This window comes from Pseudomonas sp. Ost2 (assembly GCF_018326065.1).
Taxonomy (GTDB): domain Bacteria; phylum Pseudomonadota; class Gammaproteobacteria; order Pseudomonadales; family Pseudomonadaceae; genus Aquipseudomonas; species Aquipseudomonas gingeri.
In genome coordinates, this window is record NZ_AP021904.1 from 2,003,433 (window position 1) to 2,023,624 (window position 20,192).

The following is a 20,192-nucleotide window of genomic DNA, read 5'->3' on the forward strand; positions in this document are numbered from 1 at the left end:
ACGGGTTCATTCGATTTCATTCAGGAGTGTTTGAAATGGCAAAACCGCTGTCGTTACCCGAAGTCCCCGAGCCGAAGTACGGCGATCGCCTGAAAGACAAGGTGGTGGTGATCACCGGCGCGGCCCAGGGCATTGGCGAGGCGATCGTCGCCTGCTTCCAGGCGCAGCAGGCAAAGCTGGTGATCGGCGATATCCAGGCCGAAAAGGTCGAGCAGGTCGCCGCGCGTTGGCGCGGGCAGGGCGCACAGATTCACGCGCAGGCCATCGACATCACCTCGCAGACGCAATGGCGCGCCCTGGTCGACCTGGCCATCGAACGCTTCGGCCGGGTCGACGTGCTGGTCAACTGCGCCGGCGTGAATGTGTTTCGCGATCCGCTGGAGATGACCGACGAGGATTGGCGGCGCTGTTTCGCCATCGACCTGGACGGGGCCTGGTTCGGCTGTCGCACCGTGTTGCCGCACATGATCGAACAGGGCATCGGCAACATCATCAATATCGCCTCGACCCATTCCAGCCACATCATCCCCGGCTGCTTCCCTTATCCGGTGGCCAAGCATGGCCTGCTCGGCCTGACCCGGGCGCTGGGCATCGAGTACGCGCCCAAGGGTATCCGGGTCAACGCGATTGCCCCGGGGTATATCGAGACCCAGCTCAATGTCGACTACTGGAACGGTTTCGCCGATCCCGGGGCCGAACGCCAGCGGGCCTTCGACCTGCATCCGCCACGACGTATCGGCCAGCCGGTCGAGGTGGCGATGACGGCCTTGTTCCTGGCCACCGACGAGGCACCGTTCATCAACGCCACCTGCCTGATGATCGATGGCGGGCGCTCGGTGATGTACCACGACTGATCTGCGCGCCGGCCTTCGGGGCGACGTTTGTTGCACGCAGCGATTCAACAAGAACCGGTCAAACAAGAACAAGAGGGTTACCCATGCTTATCCAACGCAAGCTCCGTTCCCTGGCCTGTGCGGTCGCGGTAGTCGCCGCCGGTGGTCTTACCCATCTGGCAGCGGCCGAAGAAGTGAAAATCGGCTTTCTCGTCAAGCAGGCCGAGGAGCCCTGGTTCCAGACCGAGTGGGCCTTCGCCGAGAAGGCCGGCAAGGACAAGGGGTTCACGGTGATCAAGATCGCCGTGCCGGATGGCGAGAAGACCCTCGCCGCCATCGACACCCTGGCCGCCAATGGCGCCAAGGGCTTTGTCATCTGCCCGCCGGACACTTCGCTGGGCCCGGCGATCATGGCCAAGGCCAAGCTCAACGGACTGAAGGTGCTGGCGGTGGACGACCGTTTCGTCGACGCCAAGGGCAATCCGATGGAGGACGTGCCCTATGTCGGCCTGGCGGCGTTCAAGATCGGCCAGAAGCAGGGCGCGGCGATGGCCGAGGAGGCGAAAAGGCGCGGCTGGGACTGGAGCAACACCTACGCGGTGATCAATACCTTCGACGAGCTGGACACCGGCAAGAAGCGCACCGACGGTTCGGTGGACGGCCTCAAGGCGGCGGGCCTGCCGGCGGATCATATTCTCTTCAGCCCGCTCAAGACCCTCGACGTACCGGGCAGCATGGACGCCACCAACTCGGCGCTGGTCAAGCTGCCCGCCGCGGCGAAGAACCTGCTGATCGGCGGGATGAACGACAGCGCGGTGCTGGGCGGCGTGCGCGCCACCGAAAGCGCCGGCTTCAAGGCGGCCAATGTGATCGGTGTCGGCATCAACGGTACCGATGCCATCGGCGAACTGAAAAAGACCGACAGCGGTTTCTTCGGCTCGATGCTGCTGAGCCCGGACACCTCCGGTTATGAAACCGCCAGCCAGATGTACACCTGGGTCACCACCGGCAAGGAGCCGGCCAAGTACACCGCGCTGGACAACGTCACCCTGATCACCCGGGCCAACTTCCAGGCGGAACTGAGCAAGATCGGCCTGTGGAAATGAAAGGGGGTTGAGGATCGTTCCCACGCTCTGCGTGGGAATGCCTCTCAGGACGCTCCGTGTCCGTTGTGGCGACGCAGAGCCTCACGGGCTGCATGCCTTTGCGGCATGTGGGAACGATCGGTGTCGGTGATTGGGGCGGGAGAATGACAATGATGGATGAACAGAACACGGGCGCCAGTCTGCGCTTCAACGGCATCGGCAAGGAATTCCCCGGTGTCCGCGCCCTGGCGCAGATCAGCTTCGAGGCCCGGCCCCACAGCGTGCATGCGCTGATGGGGGAAAACGGTGCCGGCAAGTCGACCCTGCTGAAGATCCTGGGCGGCTTCTATGCGCCCAACAGCGGCCACCTGCAGATCGGCGGACAGACCCTGCACTTCAGGTCCGCCGCCGACAGCATCGCCAGCGGTATCGCGGTGATTCACCAGGAACTGCAACTGGTGCCGGAAATGAGCGTGGCCGAAAACCTGCTGCTGGGGCATATGCCGACGCGCTGGGGCGTGGTCAACCGGCGGGCGATGGTCCGTCGTGCCCGCGAGTTGCTCAAGGGCCTGGCCGACGAGATCGATCCCGATACCCGTCTCGGCAGCCTGTCCCTGGGCCAGCGGCAATTGGTGGAAATCGCCAAGGCGATGTCGCGCAATGCCCGGGTGATTGCCTTCGACGAACCCACCAGCAGCCTGTCGGCGCGGGAGATCGAACGGTTGATGGTGATCATCGCGCGCCTGCGGGACGAGGGGCGGGTGATCCTGTATGTCTCGCACCGGATGGAAGAGGTGTTCCGCATCTGCGACGCGGTGACCGTGTTCAAGGACGGGCGCTTTGTGCGCACCTTCGAGGACATGGCCCAGCTGAGCGTCGATCAACTGGTGAGCTGCATGGTCGGCCGCGATATCCAGGATATCTACAACTACCGGCCGCGCGAACACTTCGGCGAAGCCCTGCGGGTCGAAGGGCTGCTGGGGCCTGGCTTGCAGGAGCCGGTCAGCTTCAGCGTCGCCAAGGGCGAGGTGCTCGGCCTGTTCGGTCTGGTCGGTGCCGGGCGCACGGAACTGCTGCGACTGCTGGCCGGGCTCGCCCGCGGCAAGGCCGGGCAATTGTTGCTGGAAGGGCGGGAGGTACGCTTGCGCTCGCCTCGCGATGCCATCGCGGCGGGGGTGTTGCTGTGCCCGGAGGACCGCAAGAAGGAAGGCATCGTGCCCCGCGCCAGTGTCGCGGAGAACATCAATATCAGTGCCCGCGCCCATCACGCCGGCTTCGGCTGCCTGATCCAGGGCGGTTGGGAACGGGACAACGCACAGCGGCAGATCGCCGCCCTGAATATCCGCACGCCGTCGGCGGCGCAGCCGATTCTCTATCTGTCCGGTGGCAACCAGCAGAAGGCCATTCTCGGTCGCTGGCTGTCGATGCCGATGAAGGTCCTGCTGCTCGACGAACCGACCCGCGGCATCGATATCGGCGCCAAGGCGGAGATCTACCAGATTATCCACAACCTGGCCGCCAGGGGCATCGCGGTGATCGTGGTGTCCAGCGACCTGATGGAAGTCATGGGCATCGCCGACCGGCTGCTGGTGATGAGCGAAGGGGCGATCACCGGCGAACTGGCGCGCACTGAGGCCGATGAGGCCCGGCTGTTGCAACTGGCACTCCCGCGGACGCGGGAATAAAGAACCACTCCCGCGAACCCGGGAATAAAGAGGCACTCCCGCGAACCCGGGAATGAACCACTCCCGCGCAGCGGGCCCCAAGAGACATTCCCGTGTTCGTGGAATTGAAGACTGACGAGGTGGCTATGTCACAGGTAAAAACGCCGGGCGCGTTCTGGCTGGGTCTGAATCAACGCAAGTTTTTCGACGATTGGGTGATGCTCCTGGCGGCGCTGGGGATCTTCCTGTTCTGCACGCTGTTCATCGACAACTTTCTTTCCCCGCTGAACATGCGCGGCCTCGGCCTGGCGATTTCGACGACCGGGATCGCCGCCTGCACCATGCTGTTCTGCCTGGCCTCGGGTCACTTCGACCTGTCGGTGGGCTCGGTGATCGCCTGTGCGGGGGTGGTGGCGGGGATCGTCATCCGCGATACCGACAGCGTCTTTCTCGGTGTCTCGGCGGCCCTGGCGATGGGCCTGTGCGTGGGGCTGATCAACGGGATCGTGATCGCCAAGCTGCGTATCAATGCGCTGATCGCCACCCTGGCGACCATGCAGATCGTCCGCGGGCTGGCCTATATCTTTTCCAGCGGCAAGGCGGTCGGCGTGATGGACGAAGGGTTCTTTGTCTTCGGCAACGGCCAGCTGTTCGGCGTGCCGGTGCCGATCGTGATCACCGTGCTGTGCTTCCTGTTCTTCGGCTGGCTGCTCAACTACACCACCTACGGGCGCAACACCATGGCCATTGGCGGCAACCAGGAAGCGGCGTTGCTGGCCGGGGTGCAGGTGGACCGCACCAAGATCATCATCTTCGCCGTGCACGGCCTGATCGGCGCGCTGGCAGGGGTGATCCTGGCCTCGCGCATGACCTCCGGCCAACCGATGATCGGCCAGGGCTTCGAGCTGACGGTGATTTCCGCCTGTGTGCTGGGCGGGGTGTCCCTCAGTGGCGGGATCGGCCTGATCCGCCATGTGATTGCCGGAGTGCTGATCCTGGCGATCATCGAGAACGCGATGAACCTGAAGAATATCGACACCTTCTACCAGTACGTGATTCGCGGTTCGATCCTGCTGGTGGCGGTGATCATCGACCGGCTGAAACAGCGTTGACGCGCAGGGCATCGTCTCCTGTTCCCGAAGTCGGCTGGTCGTGCTCCACAGCCGGCAAGCGAAAGGCCATAATGGCCGCCGTTCTGGTACACCTCTCATAGGCTGGATATGCAGGAAGACGCTCCGATCTCCCCGACGAACACGGCCAAGGAGGCCGCGCCCACCGGTACCCAGACCCTGCTGCGCGGCCTGGGCGTGGTGCAGGCGGTGGCCGCTGGTGCCCGTGATCTCAAGGAGATCGCCCGGCGCATCGGCACCACGCGCAGCACCACCCATCGCCTGGCCAGCTGCCTGGTGGAGGAACGCTATCTGCGGGTGGTGCCGCAGGTCGGCTACCTGCTGGGGCCGAAGCTGATCGAACTGGGTTTCCAGGCGCGGGAAGAACTGCCGCTGGTGACCCTGGCCGTGCCGTACCTGGACGAGTTGTCGAGCCTGACCGGCGACACCATCCACCTGGCGATCCGCGAGGACGACGATGTGCTGTACCTGCACAAGAATCCGGGGCGCAACGGCCCGGAGATGCGTTCGCGGGTCGGTCATCGCATGCCGTTGGCACGCACCGGGATCGGCAAGGCACTGCTGCTCGACGATACGGCACGGGAATGGCAACGATTGTATGAAGCGAGCCTGCCGGCGGCGGGGAAAAATGCGCTGTGGCCGCAGCACCGGGAAGCATCCTGGGAGCAGTTCCTGCAGCGTATGCAGGAGTATGCGGCGGGCGGTTATGCGTTCGACCTGGAAGACAACGAACCGTCGATCCGCTGCGTGGCGGCGCCGATCCGCGATGCCGGCCGGCGCATTGTCGCCGGTATCAGTATCGCCAGTACCGTGCCTTACATGCCGCTGGAGAAGATGGCCGAGCTGATTCCGCTGATCAAGAAAGCCGCGGCGGGTATTTCGGCGGAACTGGGCGGCTGACCATCCCTGTGACCTGTGGGATTGAGCGTGTGGCACGAACCCTGTGGGAGCCGGCTTGCCGGCGATAGCGGCCGATCAGGCGCTGCAAGGCTTGCGGGCCTCTTCGCTGGCAGGCCAGCTCCCTCGGGGTGTCAGACCTTCAGCGTCGCCATATCGATGACGAAGCGGTATTTCACATCCCCGGCGATCATGCGGCTGTAGGCCTCGTTGATATCGCGGATATCGAGCATTTCGATATCGCAGGTGATGTTGTGCTCGGCGCAGAAATCCAGCACTTCCTGGGTTTCGGCGATACCGCCGATCAGCGAGCCGGCCAGCACGCGGCGCTTCATCACCAGCTTGCCGGCATGCAGTGCCGGGTCCACCGGTTCGATCAGGCCCACCAGGATATGCACGCCGTCAAAGCGCAGGGTATCGAGGTAGGGATTGAGGTCGTGCTGCACCGGGATGGTGTCCAGCAGGAAATCGAAGTGCCCGGCGGCGGCCTGCATCTGTTTGTCGTCGGTGGACACGATCACATGATCGGCACCCTGGCGACGGGCTTCCTCGGCCTTGCTGGCGGAGCGGGTGAACAGGGTGACTTCGGCACCCACGGCCTTGGCCAGCTTGATGCCCATGTGACCCAGGCCACCCATGCCGAGCACGCCGACCTTGTCACCGGCCTTGATGCCGTAGTGCTTGATCGGCGAGTACATGGTGATGCCGGCGCAAAGCAGCGGGGCGGCGCTGGCCAGGTCGAGTTTTTCCGGGATACGCAGGACGAAGCGTTCGCTGACCACCACGCTGTCGGAGTAACCGCCCATGGTGAGACTGCCGTCCACGCGGTCGGCGCCGCCGTAGGTCATGGTCATGCCTTCCAGGCAGTATTGTTCCAGGTCGGCATGGCAGGCTTCGCAGTGGCGGCAGGAGTCGACCATGCAGCCGACGCCGACCAGATCGCCGACCTTGTAGCGGGTGACATCGCCACCGACGGCGGTGACCTTGCCGACGATTTCATGGCCCGGCATCAGCGGGTAGACGGCGATGCCCCATTCGTTGCGGGCCTGGTGGATATCTGAGTGGCAGACGCCGCAGTAGAGAATCTCGATGGCGACATCGTCCGGTCGTGGCGCGCGACGCTGGAAGGTCATGGGGGCGAGGGGAGTGGTGGCCGATTGAGCGGCATAACCGATGGCGGTGTACATGGAAAAACCTCGCAAGGCAGTGACGGTTGAGGCGGGCCATTCTCTGCGTCGCCCGGCGAGCCGGCCATGACGATTCCTCCGAGTGTCATGCCTAATCCTCCGGCATCGGCGGCCGGCCACTTTCATGTCGCCCAGGACCTGCGATGATGTTTGCATCCCTTTTTCCGTGAAGTTTTTGCCATGCAGTTGACCCGTCATCTCGACGCCAATGCCACCCTGGTTTCATTGCTCCAGCCCCTGGCACCCCGTTCGGGCTTCCTGCCGACCCCGCTGCCCCAGGTGAACATCGTGGCGGCCTACGGCAATGTCTCGCGCTGCCCGCAGATCTACGAGCCGAGCCTGATGATCATCGCCCAGGGCAGCAAGCTCGCCTACCTGGGGCCGCGCATCCTCGAGTATGGGGCGGGGCATTACCTGATCCAGGCGCTGCCGGTGCCTTTCGAGTACGAGACCTTTGCCACGCAGGACGAGCCGTTGCTCGGCGTGTCCATCGGTATCGACCGGGCGATGTTGAGCGAGCTGGTGCTGGCCATGGGGCTGGCGACGGAGCGCGGGGCTTCGTCGCAGACGCCGGAGTCGATGACCTCGGTGGCACTGGACGACGAGATGCGCCTGAGCGTGGAGCGTTTGTTGCGTTGCCTGCATGATCCGCTGGAGTGCCGGGTCATGGGACAGGCGCGCCTGCGCGAGGTGCTGTTCGCCGCGCTGCGCGGACCCCAGGCCGATGTACTGCGGGCGCTGGTGGAACAGCAGGGGCAGTTTGCCCGGCTGGCCGCCTCCCTCAGCCATCTGCACGAGCATTTCGCCGAGCCGCTGAACGTCGATACCCTGGCGGGTTACGCGAACATGAGCACCTCGACCTTCCACGAGCATTTCAAGCGCAGCACCCTGTTGTCGCCGGTGCAGTACCTCAAGCGCCTGCGCCTGATCAAGGCCCAGCGGCTGCTGGTCAGTGATGGTCTGGGCGTGGCCCAGGTGGCGCATCGGGTGGGCTACCAGAGCACGTCGCAGTTCAGTCGGGAGTACAAGCGTTACTTCGAGCACAGCCCGGTGGAAGAGGGGAGCCTGGCAGTCCAGTGATCGTTCCCACTCGCTGCGTGGGCAGGCGTCACCTGCAGAGCGGACGCGGAGCGTCCAGTGAGGTATTCCCACGCGGAGCGTGGGAACGATCATGCAAAAAGGCCCCCGAGGGGGCCTTTTCGTGACGGGCGGGCGAACTACATGTTCGGGTAGGTCGGTCCGCCAGCGCCTTCCGGAGTCACCCAGGTGATGTTCTGCGCAGGGTCCTTGATGTCACAGGTCTTGCAGTGCACACAGTTCTGGGCGTTGATCTGGAAACGCTTCTCGCCGTCTTCCCGGGTGATCACTTCATAGACCCCGGCCGGGCAGTAGCGCTGTGCCGGTTCGTCGTACATCGGCAGGTTCTTGCTGATCGGGATGCTCGGATCCTTCAGCTTCAGGTGGCACGGCTGCTCTTCTTCATGGTTGGTACCCGAGATGAACACCGAGCTCAGCTTGTCGAAGCTCAGCTTGCCATCCGGCTTCGGATAATCGATTTTCGTCGAGTCCTTGGCCAGCTTCAGGCAGGCGTAGTCCGGCTTGGTATCGTGCAGGGTGAACGGCAGCTTGCCGCCCATGATGTTCTGGTCGAACCAGTTGAAGCCCGCGCCGATGATCGGCCCGAACTTGTGCATCGCCGGACCGAAGTTGCGGCTGGCGAACAGTTCTTCGTACAGCCAGCTGGTCTTGAACGACTCGACGTAGCCGGTCAGCTGATCGCCACCCTCGGCGCCAGCCAGCAGCTTCTCGGCCACGGCTTCGGCGGCGAGCATGCCGGACTTCATGGCGGTGTGGCTGCCCTTGATCTTGGCGAAGTTCAGGGTGCCCAGGTCGCAGCCGATCAGCGCGCCGCCGTTGAAGATCATCTTCGGCAGCGAGTTCAGGCCGCCCTTGCAGATGGCGCGGGCGCCGTAGCTGATGCGCTTGCCGCCTTCCAGGTACTGCTTGAGCACCGGGTGATGCTTGAGGCGCTGGAACTCGTCGAACGGCGACAGGAAGGTGTTGCTGTAGGACAGGTCGACGATCAGGCCGACCACCACCTGGTTGTTTTCCAGGTGATAGAGGAACGAGCCGCCGGTGTTCTCGGCGCTCATGATGTCCAGCGGCCAGCCGGCGGTGTGCACCACCAGGCCCGGTTCATGCTTGGCCGGGTCGATTTCCCAGATTTCCTTCAGGCCGATGCCGTAGTGCTGGGCATCGGCGTCGCTGTCGAGCTTGAAACGCGAAATCAGTTGCTTGCCGATATGCCCGCGGCAGCCTTCGGCGAACAGCGTGTACTTGCCGCGCAGTTCCATGCCGGGGGTGTACAGGCCTTCCTTCGGGTTGCCTTCACGGTCGACACCGAGGTCGCCGGTGATGATCCCGCGGACCACGCCGTTCTCGTCGAACAGCGCCTCCTGGGCGGCGAAGCCCGGGTAGATCTCCACGCCCAGGTTCTCGGCCTGCTGGGCCAGCCAGCGGCACAGGTTGCCCAGGGAGATGATGTAGTTGCCTTCGTTGTGCATGGTCTTGGGCACAAAGAAGTCGGGGACCTTGGTCGAGGTCTCGCCGCTGCGCAGGACATAGATGTCGTCACGCTTGACGGGGGTGTTCAGCGGCGCGCCGAGTTCTTTCCAGTCAGGGAACAGTTCGTTCAGGGCCCGTGGTTCGAACACTGCGCCGGAAAGGATATGGGCACCGACTTCGGAGCCTTTTTCCACCACGCAGACGCTGATTTCCTGACCCGCTTCGGCCGCTTTCTGTTTCAGCCGGCAAGCGGCGGACAGGCCTGCGGGGCCGGCACCGACGATGACCACGTCGAATTCCATGTATTCGCGTTCCACAGACTCTCTCCTACTCAAGGCTCAACAGTTTTTCTAATGGTGGAGGTTTGGTGTCGCGCTCCAGTATTCCTGCTCCACGTCGGGAAGAGGATCACGGATGAGACATCTTTCTCTCTAGGCGGCGCATTATATCTACACCACCACCAGCGTCCAATACAAACGTTTGTTTGAAATCGCTGGAAGCCAGATAAATCAAAGTAGCGCGGCTTATGACTGGCCATTTTGCCGTATTGACCGGAATAGGCGTTCCGGTCAAGATACGGGCGGTTTTGCGTTCGCCGTAGGCTAAATGCGGCTCGCAGGAGTACGTCCAAAGACAGGGCGAAGGCACCCGAACGTGAAGCACCACGCCGGTTCGGCGCGGAGTTTACACGTCCCGACGACCCGTGACTGCATAGTCACGTCGGACAAACGGTAGTTATCGGGGAAAAAGGATCCGCTTTTCAGCGTGTCGGCGTTTTTGGAGGTCCTCCTGGGCCAATGAGCATCAACCGCCAGGTTCGCCTAGGCGACTTTCTTTTCACCGGAGAGTGAGGAATCCATGAAGGTTCTTGTAGCTGTCAAACGCGTTGTCGATTACAACGTCAAGGTTCGCGTCAAGGCGGACAATTCCGGCGTAGACCTCGCCAACGTCAAGATGTCGATGAACCCCTTCTGCGAAATCGCAGTGGAAGAAGCGGTACGCCTGAAAGAAAAAGGCGTGGCCACTGAAATCGTCGTCGTCTCCGTCGGCCCGTCCACCGCCCAGGAGCAACTGCGCACCGCGCTGGCCCTGGGTGCCGACCGCGCCATCCTGGTCGAATCGGCCGAAGAGCTGACCTCCCTGGCCGTGGCCAAGCTGCTCAAGGCTGTCGTCGACAAGGAACAGCCTCAGCTGGTGATCCTCGGCAAGCAGGCCATCGACAGCGACAACAACCAGACCGGCCAGATGCTGGCGGCCCTGAGCGGCTACGCCCAAGGCACCTTCGCGTCGAAAGTCGAAGTGTCGGGCGACAAGGTTGCCGTGACCCGCGAAATCGACGGCGGCCTGCAGACCGTTTCGTTGAGCCTGCCGGCCATCGTCACCACCGACCTGCGTTTGAACGAGCCGCGCTATGCGTCCCTGCCGAACATCATGAAAGCCAAGAAGAAGCCGCTTGAGACGCTGACTCCGGATGCTTTGGGCGTTTCCACCGCCTCCACCAACAAGACCCTGAAAGTCGAAGCGCCGGCTGCTCGCAGCGCGGGCATCAAGGTCAAGTCGGTTGCAGAACTGGTCGAGAAACTGAAAAACGAAGCGAAGGTAATCTGATCATGACTATCTTGGTAATCGCCGAACACGACAACAAGGTCGTGGCTCCGGCCACCCTGAACACCGTTGCCGCCGCCGCCAAAATCGGTGGTGACATTCACGTGCTGGTCGCAGGCTCCGGCGCTGGCGCCGTGGCCGAAGCTGCCGCGAAAATCGCCGGTGTGTCGAAAGTGCTGCTGGCCGACAACGCCGCCTACGCGCATCAACTGCCGGAAAACGTGGCTCCTCTGGTCGCTGAGCTGGGCAAGGGCTACAGCCACATCCTGGCTGCCGCCACTTCCAACGGCAAGAACATCCTGCCGCGCGTTGCCGCGCAGCTGGACGTCGACCAGATCTCCGAGATCATCTCGGTAGAAAGCGCCGACACCTTCAAGCGTCCGATCTATGCCGGCAACGCCATTGCCACCGTGCAATCGAACGCCGCCGTCAAGGTCATCACCGTGCGTGCCACCGGTTTCGATCCGGTTGCCGCTGAAGGTGGTTCGGCCGCGGTTGAAGCCGTTGCCGCGGCTCACGATGCAGGCAAATCGTCGTTCGTCGGCGAAGAACTGGCCAAGTCCGACCGTCCCGAGCTGACCGCCGCCAAGATCGTCGTTTCCGGCGGCCGTGGCATGCAGAACGGTGACAACTTCAAACACCTGTACGCCCTGGCCGACAAGCTGGGTGCCGCGGTCGGCGCTTCCCGCGCTGCCGTCGACGCCGGTTTCGTGCCGAACGACATGCAGGTCGGCCAGACCGGCAAGATCGTCGCGCCACAGCTGTACATCGCCGTCGGTATCTCCGGCGCGATCCAGCACCTGGCCGGCATGAAGGACTCCAAGGTGATCGTCGCGATCAACAAGGACGAAGAGGCACCGATCTTCCAGGTGGCCGATTACGGCCTGGTCGCGGACCTGTTCGAAGCCGTACCCGAGCTGGAGAAGCTGGTCTGATCCAGCCACTTCACTTATAAAAGAGCCCGGCCTTCTGGCCGGGTTTTTTTTGCGATTTTTTTTTGCCGAACGTTCCCTTGTGGGAGCCGGCTTGCCGGCTCCCACAGGAGGGGCGGACAGGAGAACTGTGCCATGGACGTGCTTCGCGTCGTTACGTCATCACTGCTGTTGGGGCTGTTTGCGCTGCCCGCGTCGGCGTTTGCCGTGGGCAAATGCGAGCGCCTGATCGTCACCGGCAGCCCGGATGCGCCGCCGTACCTGTGGCGCGATCCCGAGGATCCGGTGCACCTGATCGGCGCCAGTGCCGACCTGTTGCGCCAGGTGGGCAGCGAGCTGGGGCTCAAGGTCGAGGTGCTGTATGGCGGCAAGCGCTCCCAGGCCCAGGAAGAAGTGCGCAGCGGGCGCATGGACCTGCTGGTGGATGCGCCGATTGCCCTCGACGAGCTGGATTCGCTGGATTACATCCACCCGGCGCTGGTGCAGAACGACTATCTGGTCTGGACCCGTAACGATTCGACACTCATCTATGACACCGCCACCGACCTGCACGGTCACCGCGGCGCTGTGTCGCAAAAGGCCCGGATGACCCAGCCGTTCGTGGCGTTCGCCAAGGAACAGCTGACGCTGCAATACACCCCGGCCTTGCCCCAGGCGTTCCACAAGCTGCTGCTCGGCGAGGTGGAGTATGTGCTGGCCGGGCGTTATGCCGGTATGGTCACCACCCAGAGCCTGGGCATGGCCGGGGACCTCGGCCCGCGGGCGCGACCGGTGGATCAGCCCGGCCTGTTCCTGGCGGTCTCGCACAACTCGGCCTGCAATGACGCCTGGTTGCGCGGACAGTTGGCGAAAAAGATGACAGAATTGCCCGCTTCCGGCCTGACCGAGGCCGTGTTGCAACGCAATCTGGAGCGTTGGAAGGCGCAGCTCCAACCGGTCAGCGCCCCAAAACAGTAGGAATTTCCATTGAGTATTCGACCTCTATTCGCTGTCCTGGCCGTTGTGGCTCTGGCGGGCTGCGCAGCCGATCCGGCGCCGAATGAACAAATGCGTCTCACCGAGCGAGCCCTCGAACAGGCACGGGCGGTCGGTGCCAAGGCCGACGATGTCGCCGAGCTGAAACTGGCCGAGGGCAAGTTCGAACGTGCCCAATCCGACATGGCCGACCAGTCCTTCAAGAAAGCCCGCATGCGTGCCGAGCAGGCCGAACTGGACGCCCGCCTGGCCGAAGCCCGGGTATTGACCGAGAAAAGCCAGGAGCAACTGAAGGTGCTCAACACCCGCATCACGCGCTTGCGCAAGCAATTGGGGGACGCCCAATGATCTCTCCGGGCAAAATGGCCGGCGGCCTGTTGCTGGCGGCCTGCGCCAGCCTGTATGGCTGTGCCGGCCAGCAATCCAGTGATGCGGCCCTGCAGCAGGCTTCGGCCAGCTTCCAGAAGGTCAAGGAAGACACCAATGTGCTGCGCATCGCGCCCAAGGACGTGATCCGCGCCGGCGAGTCGCTGGCCCGCGCAGATCGGCTGTCCAGCTACTGGGGCAGCAACGCCGACGTGGTGCACTACGCCTACCTGAGCGAGCGTTATTCGCAGATCGCCCGCGAGCACACCGAACAGGTGCTCAACCAGGAACGTGCCGCCAAGCTGGAACTGGAGCGCCAGCGCCTGCAACTGGCCTTGCGTGAATCCAAGTTGCTCAGCGTGCAGCAGCAGGGCAAGTGGGTGGAAGAGCAGATCAACAGCCTGACCAGCATCCAGGCCGATCGCGGGCTGGTCATGACCCTGGGCGACGTGCTGTTCGACACCGGCGAGGCGGAACTGCAGAGTTCGGCCAATCGCACGGTCCTCAAGCTGGTGCAGTTCCTCCAGCTCAACCCCCGGCGCGTGGTGCGGATCGAAGGTTATACGGACAACACCGGGGACAAGGACTTCAACCTGCAGTTGTCCCGCGATCGCGCGCAGTCGGTGGCCGATGTGCTGGTGGACCTGGGCATCGATGAGAAGCGCATCCAGGTCGAGGGTTACGGCGACCAGTACCCGATCGACGTCAACGCCACCGAGCGGGGCAGGGCGCAGAACCGTCGGGTGGAGATCGTCTTCTCCGACGAGAAGGGCCAGCTCGGTGCCGCACGCTGAGGCTTGACCTACAGGCCCAGGTTCTTCTCGAGACAAACCCGGTATCCGCAAGGTGCCGGGTTTTTTCATGCCTCGATAATCGAAAGACCTGAGCGGGCGCGGAGCGTCCAGGGAGGCGCTGCCACACCGGGCATGGGGACGATCGAGTCAATTGAGACGCCTGTCTGTGCCCGTACAGTTTTACTTCTCTTGTCACTGTATTGTCGACTATTGTAGAAACTGTGCCAGTACACTTTAAAACTGTTCCGGTATCGTTGCTTCCAAGAATAAAAATGCCGTTGAAACCGAGTGCTGCTTCATGACCAATCTATTGCTCTACCAACGTATTGCGCAGCAGCTGGCCGAAGATATCCGGCGGGGTGTCTATCAGCCGGGCGAGCGGGTGCCTTCGGTACGCAAGATGAGCTCGCAGCTCAATGTCAGCCATGCGACGGTGTTGCAGGCCTACGCCAACCTGGAAGACCAGGGGCTGATCCGTGCACGTCCGCAATCGGGCTACTACGTTCACCAGACCCCCGCGCTGACCGCGCCGACGCCGGATATCGCCCGGGTCGAGCGCCCGGGGCTGGTGACCCGCAGCAGCATCATCCAGCAGGTCCTAGTCGAGTCCCGTCGCGAAGGGGTGTTCCCCTTTGGCGCCGCGGTGCCGTCGGTGGATTACCTGCCGGTGCGGGCGCTGCACCAGCAACTGGCCAAGGTCACGCGGTTTCATAGCCCGCGGGCCTTCAGCTACATGTTCAGCCCCGGCTTCGAGCCGTTGCGGCGCCAGGTGGCGATTCGCATGCGCGATGCCGGCGTGGTGGTCGATCCCTCGGAAGTGGTGATCACCCACGGCTGCGTGGATGCGCTGCAGATGTCGCTGCGGGTGCTGACCCGTCCTGGCGACCTGATCGCCGCCGAATCGCCGACCTATTACGGTCTGCTGCAACTGGCCGACCTGCTGGGTCTGAAGGTCATCGAGATCCCCAGCGATCCGGCCACCGGCATGAGCCTGGAGGCCCTGCAACTGGCGGCCAACCAGTGGTCGATCAAGGCCCTGGTGCTGACCACGCGGCTGAGCAACCCGCTGGGCGGGACCATGCCCGAGGAACGCCAGAAACAATTGCTGCGCCTGGCCTCGGACTTCGATATCCAGATCGTCGAAGACGATATCTACGGCGAGCTGATGTTCGAGGTCGGGCGTACCAAGGCCCTCAAGGCCTACGATCGGCTGGACCGGGTGATCTACTGTTCGAGCTTTTCCAAGACGCTGTCGCCCGGGGTGCGGATCGGCTGGATGATCGCCGGCAAGTTCCAGCAGGAAATCCAGCGCCTGCAGACCTTCAGTACCCATTCGGCGTGCAGCGTCACGCAGATGGGCGTGGCGGCCTACCTGGAAAACGGCGGTTATGACCGGCATCTGCGCTATATCCGCCAGGAATACCGCAAGAACCTGAGCGCCTTCCAGCTGGCGGTGCAGCAGTACTTCCCCGAAGGTACGCAGATGACCCGGCCGACCGGCGGTTTCATTCTCTGGGTCAGCCTGCCAGGCAGGGTCAATACCCAGGAGCTGCATGTGCGGGCGCTGCAACAGGGCATCAGCATCGCGCCGGGACTGATCTTCAGCAATACCGAGCAGTTCAACCACTGCATCCGGCTCAACTGCGGAATCCCGTGGAATCGCGAGGCCGACCGGGCGCTGATGACCCTCGGCATGCTGGCCAGCCAGCTCTGCCAGGAAACCGCCGCCGGGCTGTTCTGAGCCCCTGTGTCCGGGCGGCCGCCAGTGGCCGTTTCCGGGCACGGGGAGAGGTTGTCCGAACTCTTTACGTCTCTTTACTTGTCTTCAACTGCTCAACAAGCGAGCATATGACCCTCTGTTGTTTACGCCGTAGAGCCCATGACCGCCACTTTCCCTGTGCGCCTGCTGTTGATTGCCTTGCTGACCAGCCTGAGTGTTGGCGGTTCGGCAATGGTTCAGGCCCAGGAAGCGTCTTCGGCCAAGGCGTCGACGGCGACCAAGACCTCCACGGCGACCGCCAAGCCGACAGGCAAGGCCGGCAAGACCCCCGCGCCGCAAAAGAAACCCGCACCGAAAAACACCGCCCCGGTGAAAAAGCGTGCGCCTGTCGCGTCCAGGTCCAAGCCGGCCAGCGAGGTGGTGAAGACCCGCCTGCCACCGGCCAAGCTGGACCTGAGCCTGCCCCAGGACCTCGTCAACAAGATGCAGCCGGTGGGTACGGTGCCGCTGTCCAAGAGCCGCCCGCTGTTGCCGCAGATGTTCGGTGAGAAGCCTCCGGGCCAGACGCCGTTTCAGCTCAACGGTCGCTTGCTGAGCAATGAGATGGATCTGCAATTGCGCAACGAGAGCCGGCGGGAAGTGGAAGGCGCGGCCCTGGATTTCGAGTTCAAGCAGTAGATCCCTTCGTTCGGTCATGACACTTCGTCGGTGACTGACCGGTCATATAGCCTGTCATTGAAAAACAATTGTGCGACCAATTTTAAACAGCCGTTTTAGCGGTTACTCTGTCTTCCACACCCCGGGTCCGTTGCGAGGAGCGTGTCGTCATGAACTGCCGTGAAGGTTGTGGCGCCTGTTGCATCGCGCCTTCCATCAGCTCGCCGCTGCCCGGCATGCCGGACGGCAAGCCGGCCGGAGAACGTTGCCTGCATCTCTCGGTCGAACACCTGTGCGAGTTGTTCGGCAAGCCTGAGCGACCGGCTGTATGCGGTGGTTTCAAGGCCGATCCCGAGGTCTGTGGCGATAGCCGTGAAGAAGCCATTCGCCTGATCGGCTGGTGGGAGGAAATGACGGCGGCTTGAGGTGTGTTCAATGAACGGAACTTTGACAATAAGGAATAAAACAATGGGTTCGCTGCATCGAATGGCTGTGGTTTGTGGCTTGACTGTCCTGTTGACCGGTACTGCCTGCGCGGAAACCTGGGAAACGGCCAAGGACGAAAACGGGATCAAGGTTTCACTCAGCGAAGTGGCCGGTTCCAAGTACAAGGCCTATCAGGGCGTGACGACGATCAAGGCTTCGGTGGCCAAGATCCGCGCCTTGCAGGAAGACGTGGCCGGCGCCTGCTCCTGGATCCACGAGTGCAAGTCGCAGAAGCTGGTGGACAAGAAAGGTGACGAGAGCTGGACCTATACCCAGTTCAAGGCGCCGTTCCCGGTCACGGATCGCGACTCCTACCTGCATATCACCACCACCCAGGCCGCCGATGGCACCCTGACTCGCAAGCTGGAAGGCGTGCCGACCTACAAGCCGGAAGAGAAGGGTTATGTGCGCGTGGCCCAGGTCGCGGGCTTCTGGAAGCTGGTGCCCAAGGGTGACAACCTCACCGAAGTGACCTACCAGGTGCACACCGAGCCAGGCGGCAGCGTGCCTTCGTGGCTGGCGAACAAGTTCGTGGTGGATGCGCCGTACAACACCTTGCAAGCCCTCAAGGAACACGCCGAGAAGCCGTGAGGCGTTGAAGGGGTTTGTGGGAGTGGGCTTATGTGGGAGCGGGCTTGCCCGCGAAGCTTTTGCGCCCTTGAGGGCGCCTTCGCGGGCAAGCCCGCTCCCACAAGGTTCCCCACAAGGTTCATCCTCCGCAAGATCTCTGAACGATCCTCGCTGCCGAGCAGTCCAGATGTTGTAAGCCCGGCTTGGGCTTTATCGAGGAGACACCGATGAAAATGTGGGAAGTCACTTTCGTGGACGATCATGGTGTTCAGACCGTCGAGCACTTCGATTGTGAGCGCGAACCCAGCATGGAGGAGGCCGCGCAACTGATTCGCGCCAAGCTGCTGCCGGTTCCGGCCGAGCTGGACCTCAACGACCTGGAGGGACGCCGGGCCGATCCAACGGTCAAGAGCCTCAAGGACCAGAACAGCATCCAGATCCTGCACATCGCACCGGCTTCATGAAACTGTATTTTTCCCTCTCGGACCCTCTGGCAGAGCTGCTGGCATCGCGCTACTCTGCAATCGAGATCAGCGAATGATTCGCTAAGGTGGTCTGATCTTGTCAGCTACATGCTTGTTTCCCGGTCGGCAGATACCTGTCGAACTGCCAGCACCGCCCGGTGCCTGGTTCGGGAGTACGGAAAGTCTATCCAACGCTTGCTGAGGAGGACGTTTCATGAGCACAGCCTATCAAGAAGACATCAGCAGCCAGGTGCTGCGCCGCATGAAAGAAGGCGGTTTTGATTTCGCACGCATCCATCCCATCGAGTTCTATGCCATTTTCCCGGACGAGGAGCGGGCACGCAGGGCAGCAGGCAAGTTTCGTGGTGAATCCTTGAATGCCCAGGTCAGTGCCAGGGACGACGGTGCCTGGTATCTGGAGCTGAGCAAGGTGATGTACGCCACCTATGGCGGCATCGATGACTTCGAGCACGACTTCGGGGCGGTGGTCGAACCCCTGGGTGGTGTGATCGAAGGCTGGGGCGTCAAACATCCGATACGTGCGCTCAACTGAACGCATCGATCTCCACACGGCAGCGGCTGACCTCGGGGTCGGCCGTTTTTGTTTGTAAAAAACACGCACAAAAAAAGGCCGCCCGGGCAGGCCGCCGAACGAGGGCTATGCTGGTTATAGCCATAAGCTTGCTTCGCAATGAAGCGCGGCTGATCGCATTGGGGCGTTTACTGCACAGCTATGGTGCGGCGCAGGTTGGGTGTTTATCCAACTTATTGATATCTAAGCGTTTATGCCGATGGCACGGGCCTTGCGAAGGCTCTTGTGACCGGGTGACAAGGAGCACGGCATGATCCGCACCTATTTTGATGAGATGTACGATGCAGGCGGCCAGGTCCGCCCGCATTACCGGGAGTTTGCTCGTTGGCTGGCGGATACTCCGCAGGAGTTGCTGGCCCAACGGCGACGCGAGGCCGATCTGCTGTTTCATCGCGCCGGGATTACCTTCACCCTTTATGGCGACGACCAGGGCACCGAGCGCCTGATCCCCTTCGACACGATTCCCCGCAGTATTCCCGCCAGCGAATGGCGGATCGTCGAGCGCGGCTGCATCCAGCGGGTCAAGGCGCTGAACATGTTTCTCGCCGACCTCTACCATGAGCAGCGCATCATCAAGGCCGGGATCATTCCCGCCGAACAGGTGCTGGCCAACGAGCAGTACCAGTTGGCGATGCAGGGCCTGAACCTGCACCGTGATATCTATTCGCATATTTCCGGGGTCGACCTGGTCCGCGATGGCGACGGTACCTACTACGTCCTCGAAGACAACCTGCGCACCCCCAGCGGCGTGAGCTACATGCTCGAAGACCGCAAGATGATGATGCGCCTGTTCCCCGAGCTGTTCGCCGCCCAGCGCATCGCCCCCATCGACCATTACCCGAACCTGCTGCTCGACACCCTGAAAAGCTCCAGCCCGCTGGATAACCCGAGCGTCGTGGTACTGACCCCCGGACGCTTCAACAGTGCGTTCTTCGAACATGCGTTCCTGGCCCGGGAAATGGGGGTGGAACTGGTGGAGGGTGCCGACCTGTTCGTGCGTGACGACAAGGTCTTCATGCGCACCACCGACGGCCCCAAGCAGGTGGACGTGATCTATCGCCGGCTCGACGATGCCTTCCTCGATCCACTGGCGTTCAATCCCGATTCGATGCTGGGCGTACCGGGCCTGCTGTCGTCCTATCGTTCCGGCAATGTCGTACTGGCGAACGCCATCGGCACCGGGGTCGCCGACGACAAGTCGGTGTATCCCTTCGTCACCGACATGATCCGCTTCTACCTGGACGAAGAGCCGATCCTGAAGAACGTGCCGACCTGGCAATGCCGCAAGCCCGAGGAACTCTCCCACGTGCTGGCGCATCTACCAGAACTGGTGGTCAAGGAAACCCAGGGTTCCGGTGGCTACGGCATGCTGGTCGGCCCGGCGGCGAGCGCCGCGGAAATCGAAAATTTCCGCGCCCGGCTCAAGGCCAAGCCTCACGCCTATATCGCCCAGCCGACGCTGTCACTGTCGACCTGTCCGACCTTTGTTGAAAGCGGCATAGCTCCGCGCCACATCGATCTGCGCCCATTTGTCCTGTCCGGTCGTGAAACCCGTGTCGTGCCAGGCGGGCTTACCCGCGTCGCGCTGCGCGAAGGCTCCCTGGTGGTCAACTCGTCCCAAGGGGGCGGAACCAAGGACACCTGGGTGGTCGAGGATTAAGGAAGCCTGC

General features: G+C 62.6%; 20 protein-coding genes. 18 read left to right on the forward strand and 2 right to left on the reverse strand.

The window, feature by feature from the left end; genetic code table 11:
- Positions 1 to 35: 35 nt before the first annotated feature.
- From KI243_RS08935 to KI243_RS08955, 5 genes are all read left to right on the forward strand, one after another.
- A complete protein-coding gene (locus KI243_RS08935; protein ID WP_103033037.1) occupies positions 36 to 854 on the forward strand; it encodes an SDR family oxidoreductase in 819 nt (272 codons plus the stop codon).
- 83 nt (positions 855 to 937) lie between these two features.
- Entirely contained in the window at positions 938 to 1,939 is a 1,002-nt protein-coding gene (locus KI243_RS08940; protein WP_017123919.1) for a substrate-binding domain-containing protein, read from the forward strand.
- A 143-nt stretch (positions 1,940 to 2,082) separates the two neighbouring features.
- Complete coding sequence (araG, locus tag KI243_RS08945) at positions 2,083 to 3,603, forward strand: L-arabinose ABC transporter ATP-binding protein AraG (RefSeq protein WP_212810701.1); 1,521 nt, start codon at positions 2,083 to 2,085, stop codon at positions 3,601 to 3,603.
- A gap of 125 nt (positions 3,604 to 3,728) precedes the next feature.
- A complete protein-coding gene (gene araH / locus KI243_RS08950; protein WP_042934472.1) occupies positions 3,729 to 4,694 on the forward strand; it encodes an L-arabinose ABC transporter permease AraH in 966 nt (321 codons plus the stop codon).
- A 108-nt stretch (positions 4,695 to 4,802) separates the two neighbouring features.
- Positions 4,803 to 5,612, forward strand: coding sequence for an IclR family transcriptional regulator (locus tag KI243_RS08955; protein WP_177085082.1), 810 nt, complete (start codon positions 4,803 to 4,805; stop codon positions 5,610 to 5,612).
- A 131-nt stretch (positions 5,613 to 5,743) separates the two neighbouring features.
- Here the strand turns inward: KI243_RS08955 and KI243_RS08960 are convergent, their stop codons facing one another.
- On the reverse strand, positions 5,744 to 6,796 hold the full coding sequence (locus KI243_RS08960) for an NAD(P)-dependent alcohol dehydrogenase (protein WP_017123915.1): 1,053 nt from the start codon (positions 6,794 to 6,796) through the stop codon (positions 5,744 to 5,746).
- Between the two features lie 180 nt (positions 6,797 to 6,976).
- Here KI243_RS08960 and KI243_RS08965 point away from each other — a divergent pair, with 180 nt between their 5' ends.
- Entirely contained in the window at positions 6,977 to 7,876 is a 900-nt protein-coding gene (locus KI243_RS08965) for an AraC family transcriptional regulator (RefSeq protein ID WP_177106747.1), read from the forward strand.
- Positions 7,877 to 8,013: 137 nt separating this feature from the next.
- Here KI243_RS08965 and KI243_RS08970 read toward each other — a convergent pair whose 3' ends face one another.
- Positions 8,014 to 9,678 (reverse strand): electron transfer flavoprotein-ubiquinone oxidoreductase, encoded by a 1,665-nt coding sequence (locus tag KI243_RS08970; RefSeq protein ID WP_017123913.1) that lies wholly within the window; start codon positions 9,676 to 9,678, stop codon positions 8,014 to 8,016.
- Positions 9,679 to 10,219: 541 nt separating this feature from the next.
- Between KI243_RS08970 and KI243_RS08975 the strand changes: the two genes are divergently transcribed.
- The 12 genes from KI243_RS08975 to KI243_RS09030 all read left to right on the forward strand — a co-directional run bounded on the left by KI243_RS08975 (position 10,220) and on the right by KI243_RS09030 (position 20,182).
- Positions 10,220 to 10,969 (forward strand): electron transfer flavoprotein subunit beta/FixA family protein, encoded by a 750-nt coding sequence (locus KI243_RS08975; protein ID WP_017123912.1) that lies wholly within the window; start codon positions 10,220 to 10,222, stop codon positions 10,967 to 10,969.
- A gap of 2 nt (positions 10,970 to 10,971) precedes the next feature.
- Entirely contained in the window at positions 10,972 to 11,901 is a 930-nt protein-coding gene (locus tag KI243_RS08980; RefSeq protein WP_017123911.1) for an FAD-binding protein, read from the forward strand.
- Between the two features lie 132 nt (positions 11,902 to 12,033).
- The gene (locus KI243_RS08985) at positions 12,034 to 12,855 is read left to right on the forward strand and encodes a transporter substrate-binding domain-containing protein (protein WP_177129884.1); all 822 of its coding nucleotides are present in this window, start codon (positions 12,034 to 12,036) and stop codon (positions 12,853 to 12,855) included.
- Between the two features lie 9 nt (positions 12,856 to 12,864).
- Positions 12,865 to 13,221 carry a DUF4398 domain-containing protein gene (locus KI243_RS08990; protein ID WP_178963104.1) on the forward strand — a complete coding sequence of 119 codons (357 nt, stop codon included), beginning with the start codon at positions 12,865 to 12,867 and terminating at the stop codon, positions 13,219 to 13,221.
- Entirely contained in the window at positions 13,218 to 14,033 is an 816-nt protein-coding gene (locus KI243_RS08995) for an OmpA family protein (RefSeq protein WP_212810702.1), read from the forward strand. The genes KI243_RS08990 and KI243_RS08995 overlap by 4 nt, the downstream gene beginning before the upstream one ends.
- Before the next feature lie 298 nt (positions 14,034 to 14,331).
- Positions 14,332 to 15,774: a PLP-dependent aminotransferase family protein gene (locus KI243_RS09000; RefSeq protein ID WP_017123907.1), complete on the forward strand. Its 1,443-nt coding sequence runs from the start codon at positions 14,332 to 14,334 to the stop codon at positions 15,772 to 15,774.
- Positions 15,775 to 15,912: 138 nt separating this feature from the next.
- Positions 15,913 to 16,431: a hypothetical protein gene (locus tag KI243_RS09005; protein WP_017123906.1), complete on the forward strand. Its 519-nt coding sequence runs from the start codon at positions 15,913 to 15,915 to the stop codon at positions 16,429 to 16,431.
- A 149-nt stretch (positions 16,432 to 16,580) separates the two neighbouring features.
- Complete coding sequence (locus KI243_RS09010; RefSeq protein ID WP_017123905.1) at positions 16,581 to 16,835, forward strand: YkgJ family cysteine cluster protein; 255 nt, start codon at positions 16,581 to 16,583, stop codon at positions 16,833 to 16,835.
- A gap of 43 nt (positions 16,836 to 16,878) precedes the next feature.
- A complete protein-coding gene (locus KI243_RS09015) occupies positions 16,879 to 17,487 on the forward strand; it encodes an START domain-containing protein (protein WP_177106744.1) in 609 nt (202 codons plus the stop codon).
- 206 nt (positions 17,488 to 17,693) lie between these two features.
- On the forward strand, positions 17,694 to 17,930 hold the full coding sequence (locus KI243_RS09020) for a hypothetical protein (RefSeq protein WP_017123925.1): 237 nt from the start codon (positions 17,694 to 17,696) through the stop codon (positions 17,928 to 17,930).
- Positions 17,931 to 18,144: 214 nt separating this feature from the next.
- Complete coding sequence (locus KI243_RS09025) at positions 18,145 to 18,483, forward strand: ribonuclease E inhibitor RraB (RefSeq protein WP_017123926.1); 339 nt, start codon at positions 18,145 to 18,147, stop codon at positions 18,481 to 18,483.
- Between the two features lie 289 nt (positions 18,484 to 18,772).
- A complete protein-coding gene (locus KI243_RS09030; protein ID WP_017123927.1) occupies positions 18,773 to 20,182 on the forward strand; it encodes a circularly permuted type 2 ATP-grasp protein in 1,410 nt (469 codons plus the stop codon).
- Positions 20,183 to 20,192: the final 10 nt, after the last annotated feature.

What these genes read in the sequence shown, in the direction of transcription:
- KI243_RS09010 (WP_017123905.1), top strand. Translation starts at nt 16,581, where the DNA reads ATGAACTGCCGTGAAGGTTGTGGCGCCTGTTGCATCGCGCCTTCCATC.
- KI243_RS08975 (WP_017123912.1), top strand. Translation starts at nt 10,220, where the DNA reads ATGAAGGTTCTTGTAGCTGTCAAACGCGTTGTCGATTACAACGTCAAG.
- KI243_RS08960 (WP_017123915.1), bottom strand. Translation starts at nt 6,796, where the DNA reads ATGTACACCGCCATCGGTTATGCCGCTCAATCGGCCACCACTCCCCTC.
- KI243_RS08965 (WP_177106747.1), top strand. Translation starts at nt 6,977, where the DNA reads ATGCAGTTGACCCGTCATCTCGACGCCAATGCCACCCTGGTTTCATTG.
- KI243_RS09025 (WP_017123926.1), top strand. Translation starts at nt 18,145, where the DNA reads ATGAGCACAGCCTATCAAGAAGACATCAGCAGCCAGGTGCTGCGCCGC.
- KI243_RS08980 (WP_017123911.1), top strand. Translation starts at nt 10,972, where the DNA reads ATGACTATCTTGGTAATCGCCGAACACGACAACAAGGTCGTGGCTCCG.
- KI243_RS09020 (WP_017123925.1), top strand. Translation starts at nt 17,694, where the DNA reads ATGAAAATGTGGGAAGTCACTTTCGTGGACGATCATGGTGTTCAGACC.
- KI243_RS09005 (WP_017123906.1), top strand. Translation starts at nt 15,913, where the DNA reads ATGACCGCCACTTTCCCTGTGCGCCTGCTGTTGATTGCCTTGCTGACC.
- KI243_RS08985 (WP_177129884.1), top strand. Translation starts at nt 12,034, where the DNA reads ATGGACGTGCTTCGCGTCGTTACGTCATCACTGCTGTTGGGGCTGTTT.
- KI243_RS09015 (WP_177106744.1), top strand. Translation starts at nt 16,879, where the DNA reads ATGGGTTCGCTGCATCGAATGGCTGTGGTTTGTGGCTTGACTGTCCTG.
- KI243_RS08940 (WP_017123919.1), top strand. Translation starts at nt 938, where the DNA reads ATGCTTATCCAACGCAAGCTCCGTTCCCTGGCCTGTGCGGTCGCGGTA.
- KI243_RS09000 (WP_017123907.1), top strand. Translation starts at nt 14,332, where the DNA reads ATGACCAATCTATTGCTCTACCAACGTATTGCGCAGCAGCTGGCCGAA.
- araH (WP_042934472.1), top strand. Translation starts at nt 3,729, where the DNA reads ATGTCACAGGTAAAAACGCCGGGCGCGTTCTGGCTGGGTCTGAATCAA.
- KI243_RS08935 (WP_103033037.1), top strand. Translation starts at nt 36, where the DNA reads ATGGCAAAACCGCTGTCGTTACCCGAAGTCCCCGAGCCGAAGTACGGC.
- KI243_RS08955 (WP_177085082.1), top strand. Translation starts at nt 4,803, where the DNA reads ATGCAGGAAGACGCTCCGATCTCCCCGACGAACACGGCCAAGGAGGCC.
- KI243_RS08995 (WP_212810702.1), top strand. Translation starts at nt 13,218, where the DNA reads ATGATCTCTCCGGGCAAAATGGCCGGCGGCCTGTTGCTGGCGGCCTGC.
- araG (WP_212810701.1), top strand. Translation starts at nt 2,083, where the DNA reads ATGACAATGATGGATGAACAGAACACGGGCGCCAGTCTGCGCTTCAAC.
- KI243_RS09030 (WP_017123927.1), top strand. Translation starts at nt 18,773, where the DNA reads ATGATCCGCACCTATTTTGATGAGATGTACGATGCAGGCGGCCAGGTC.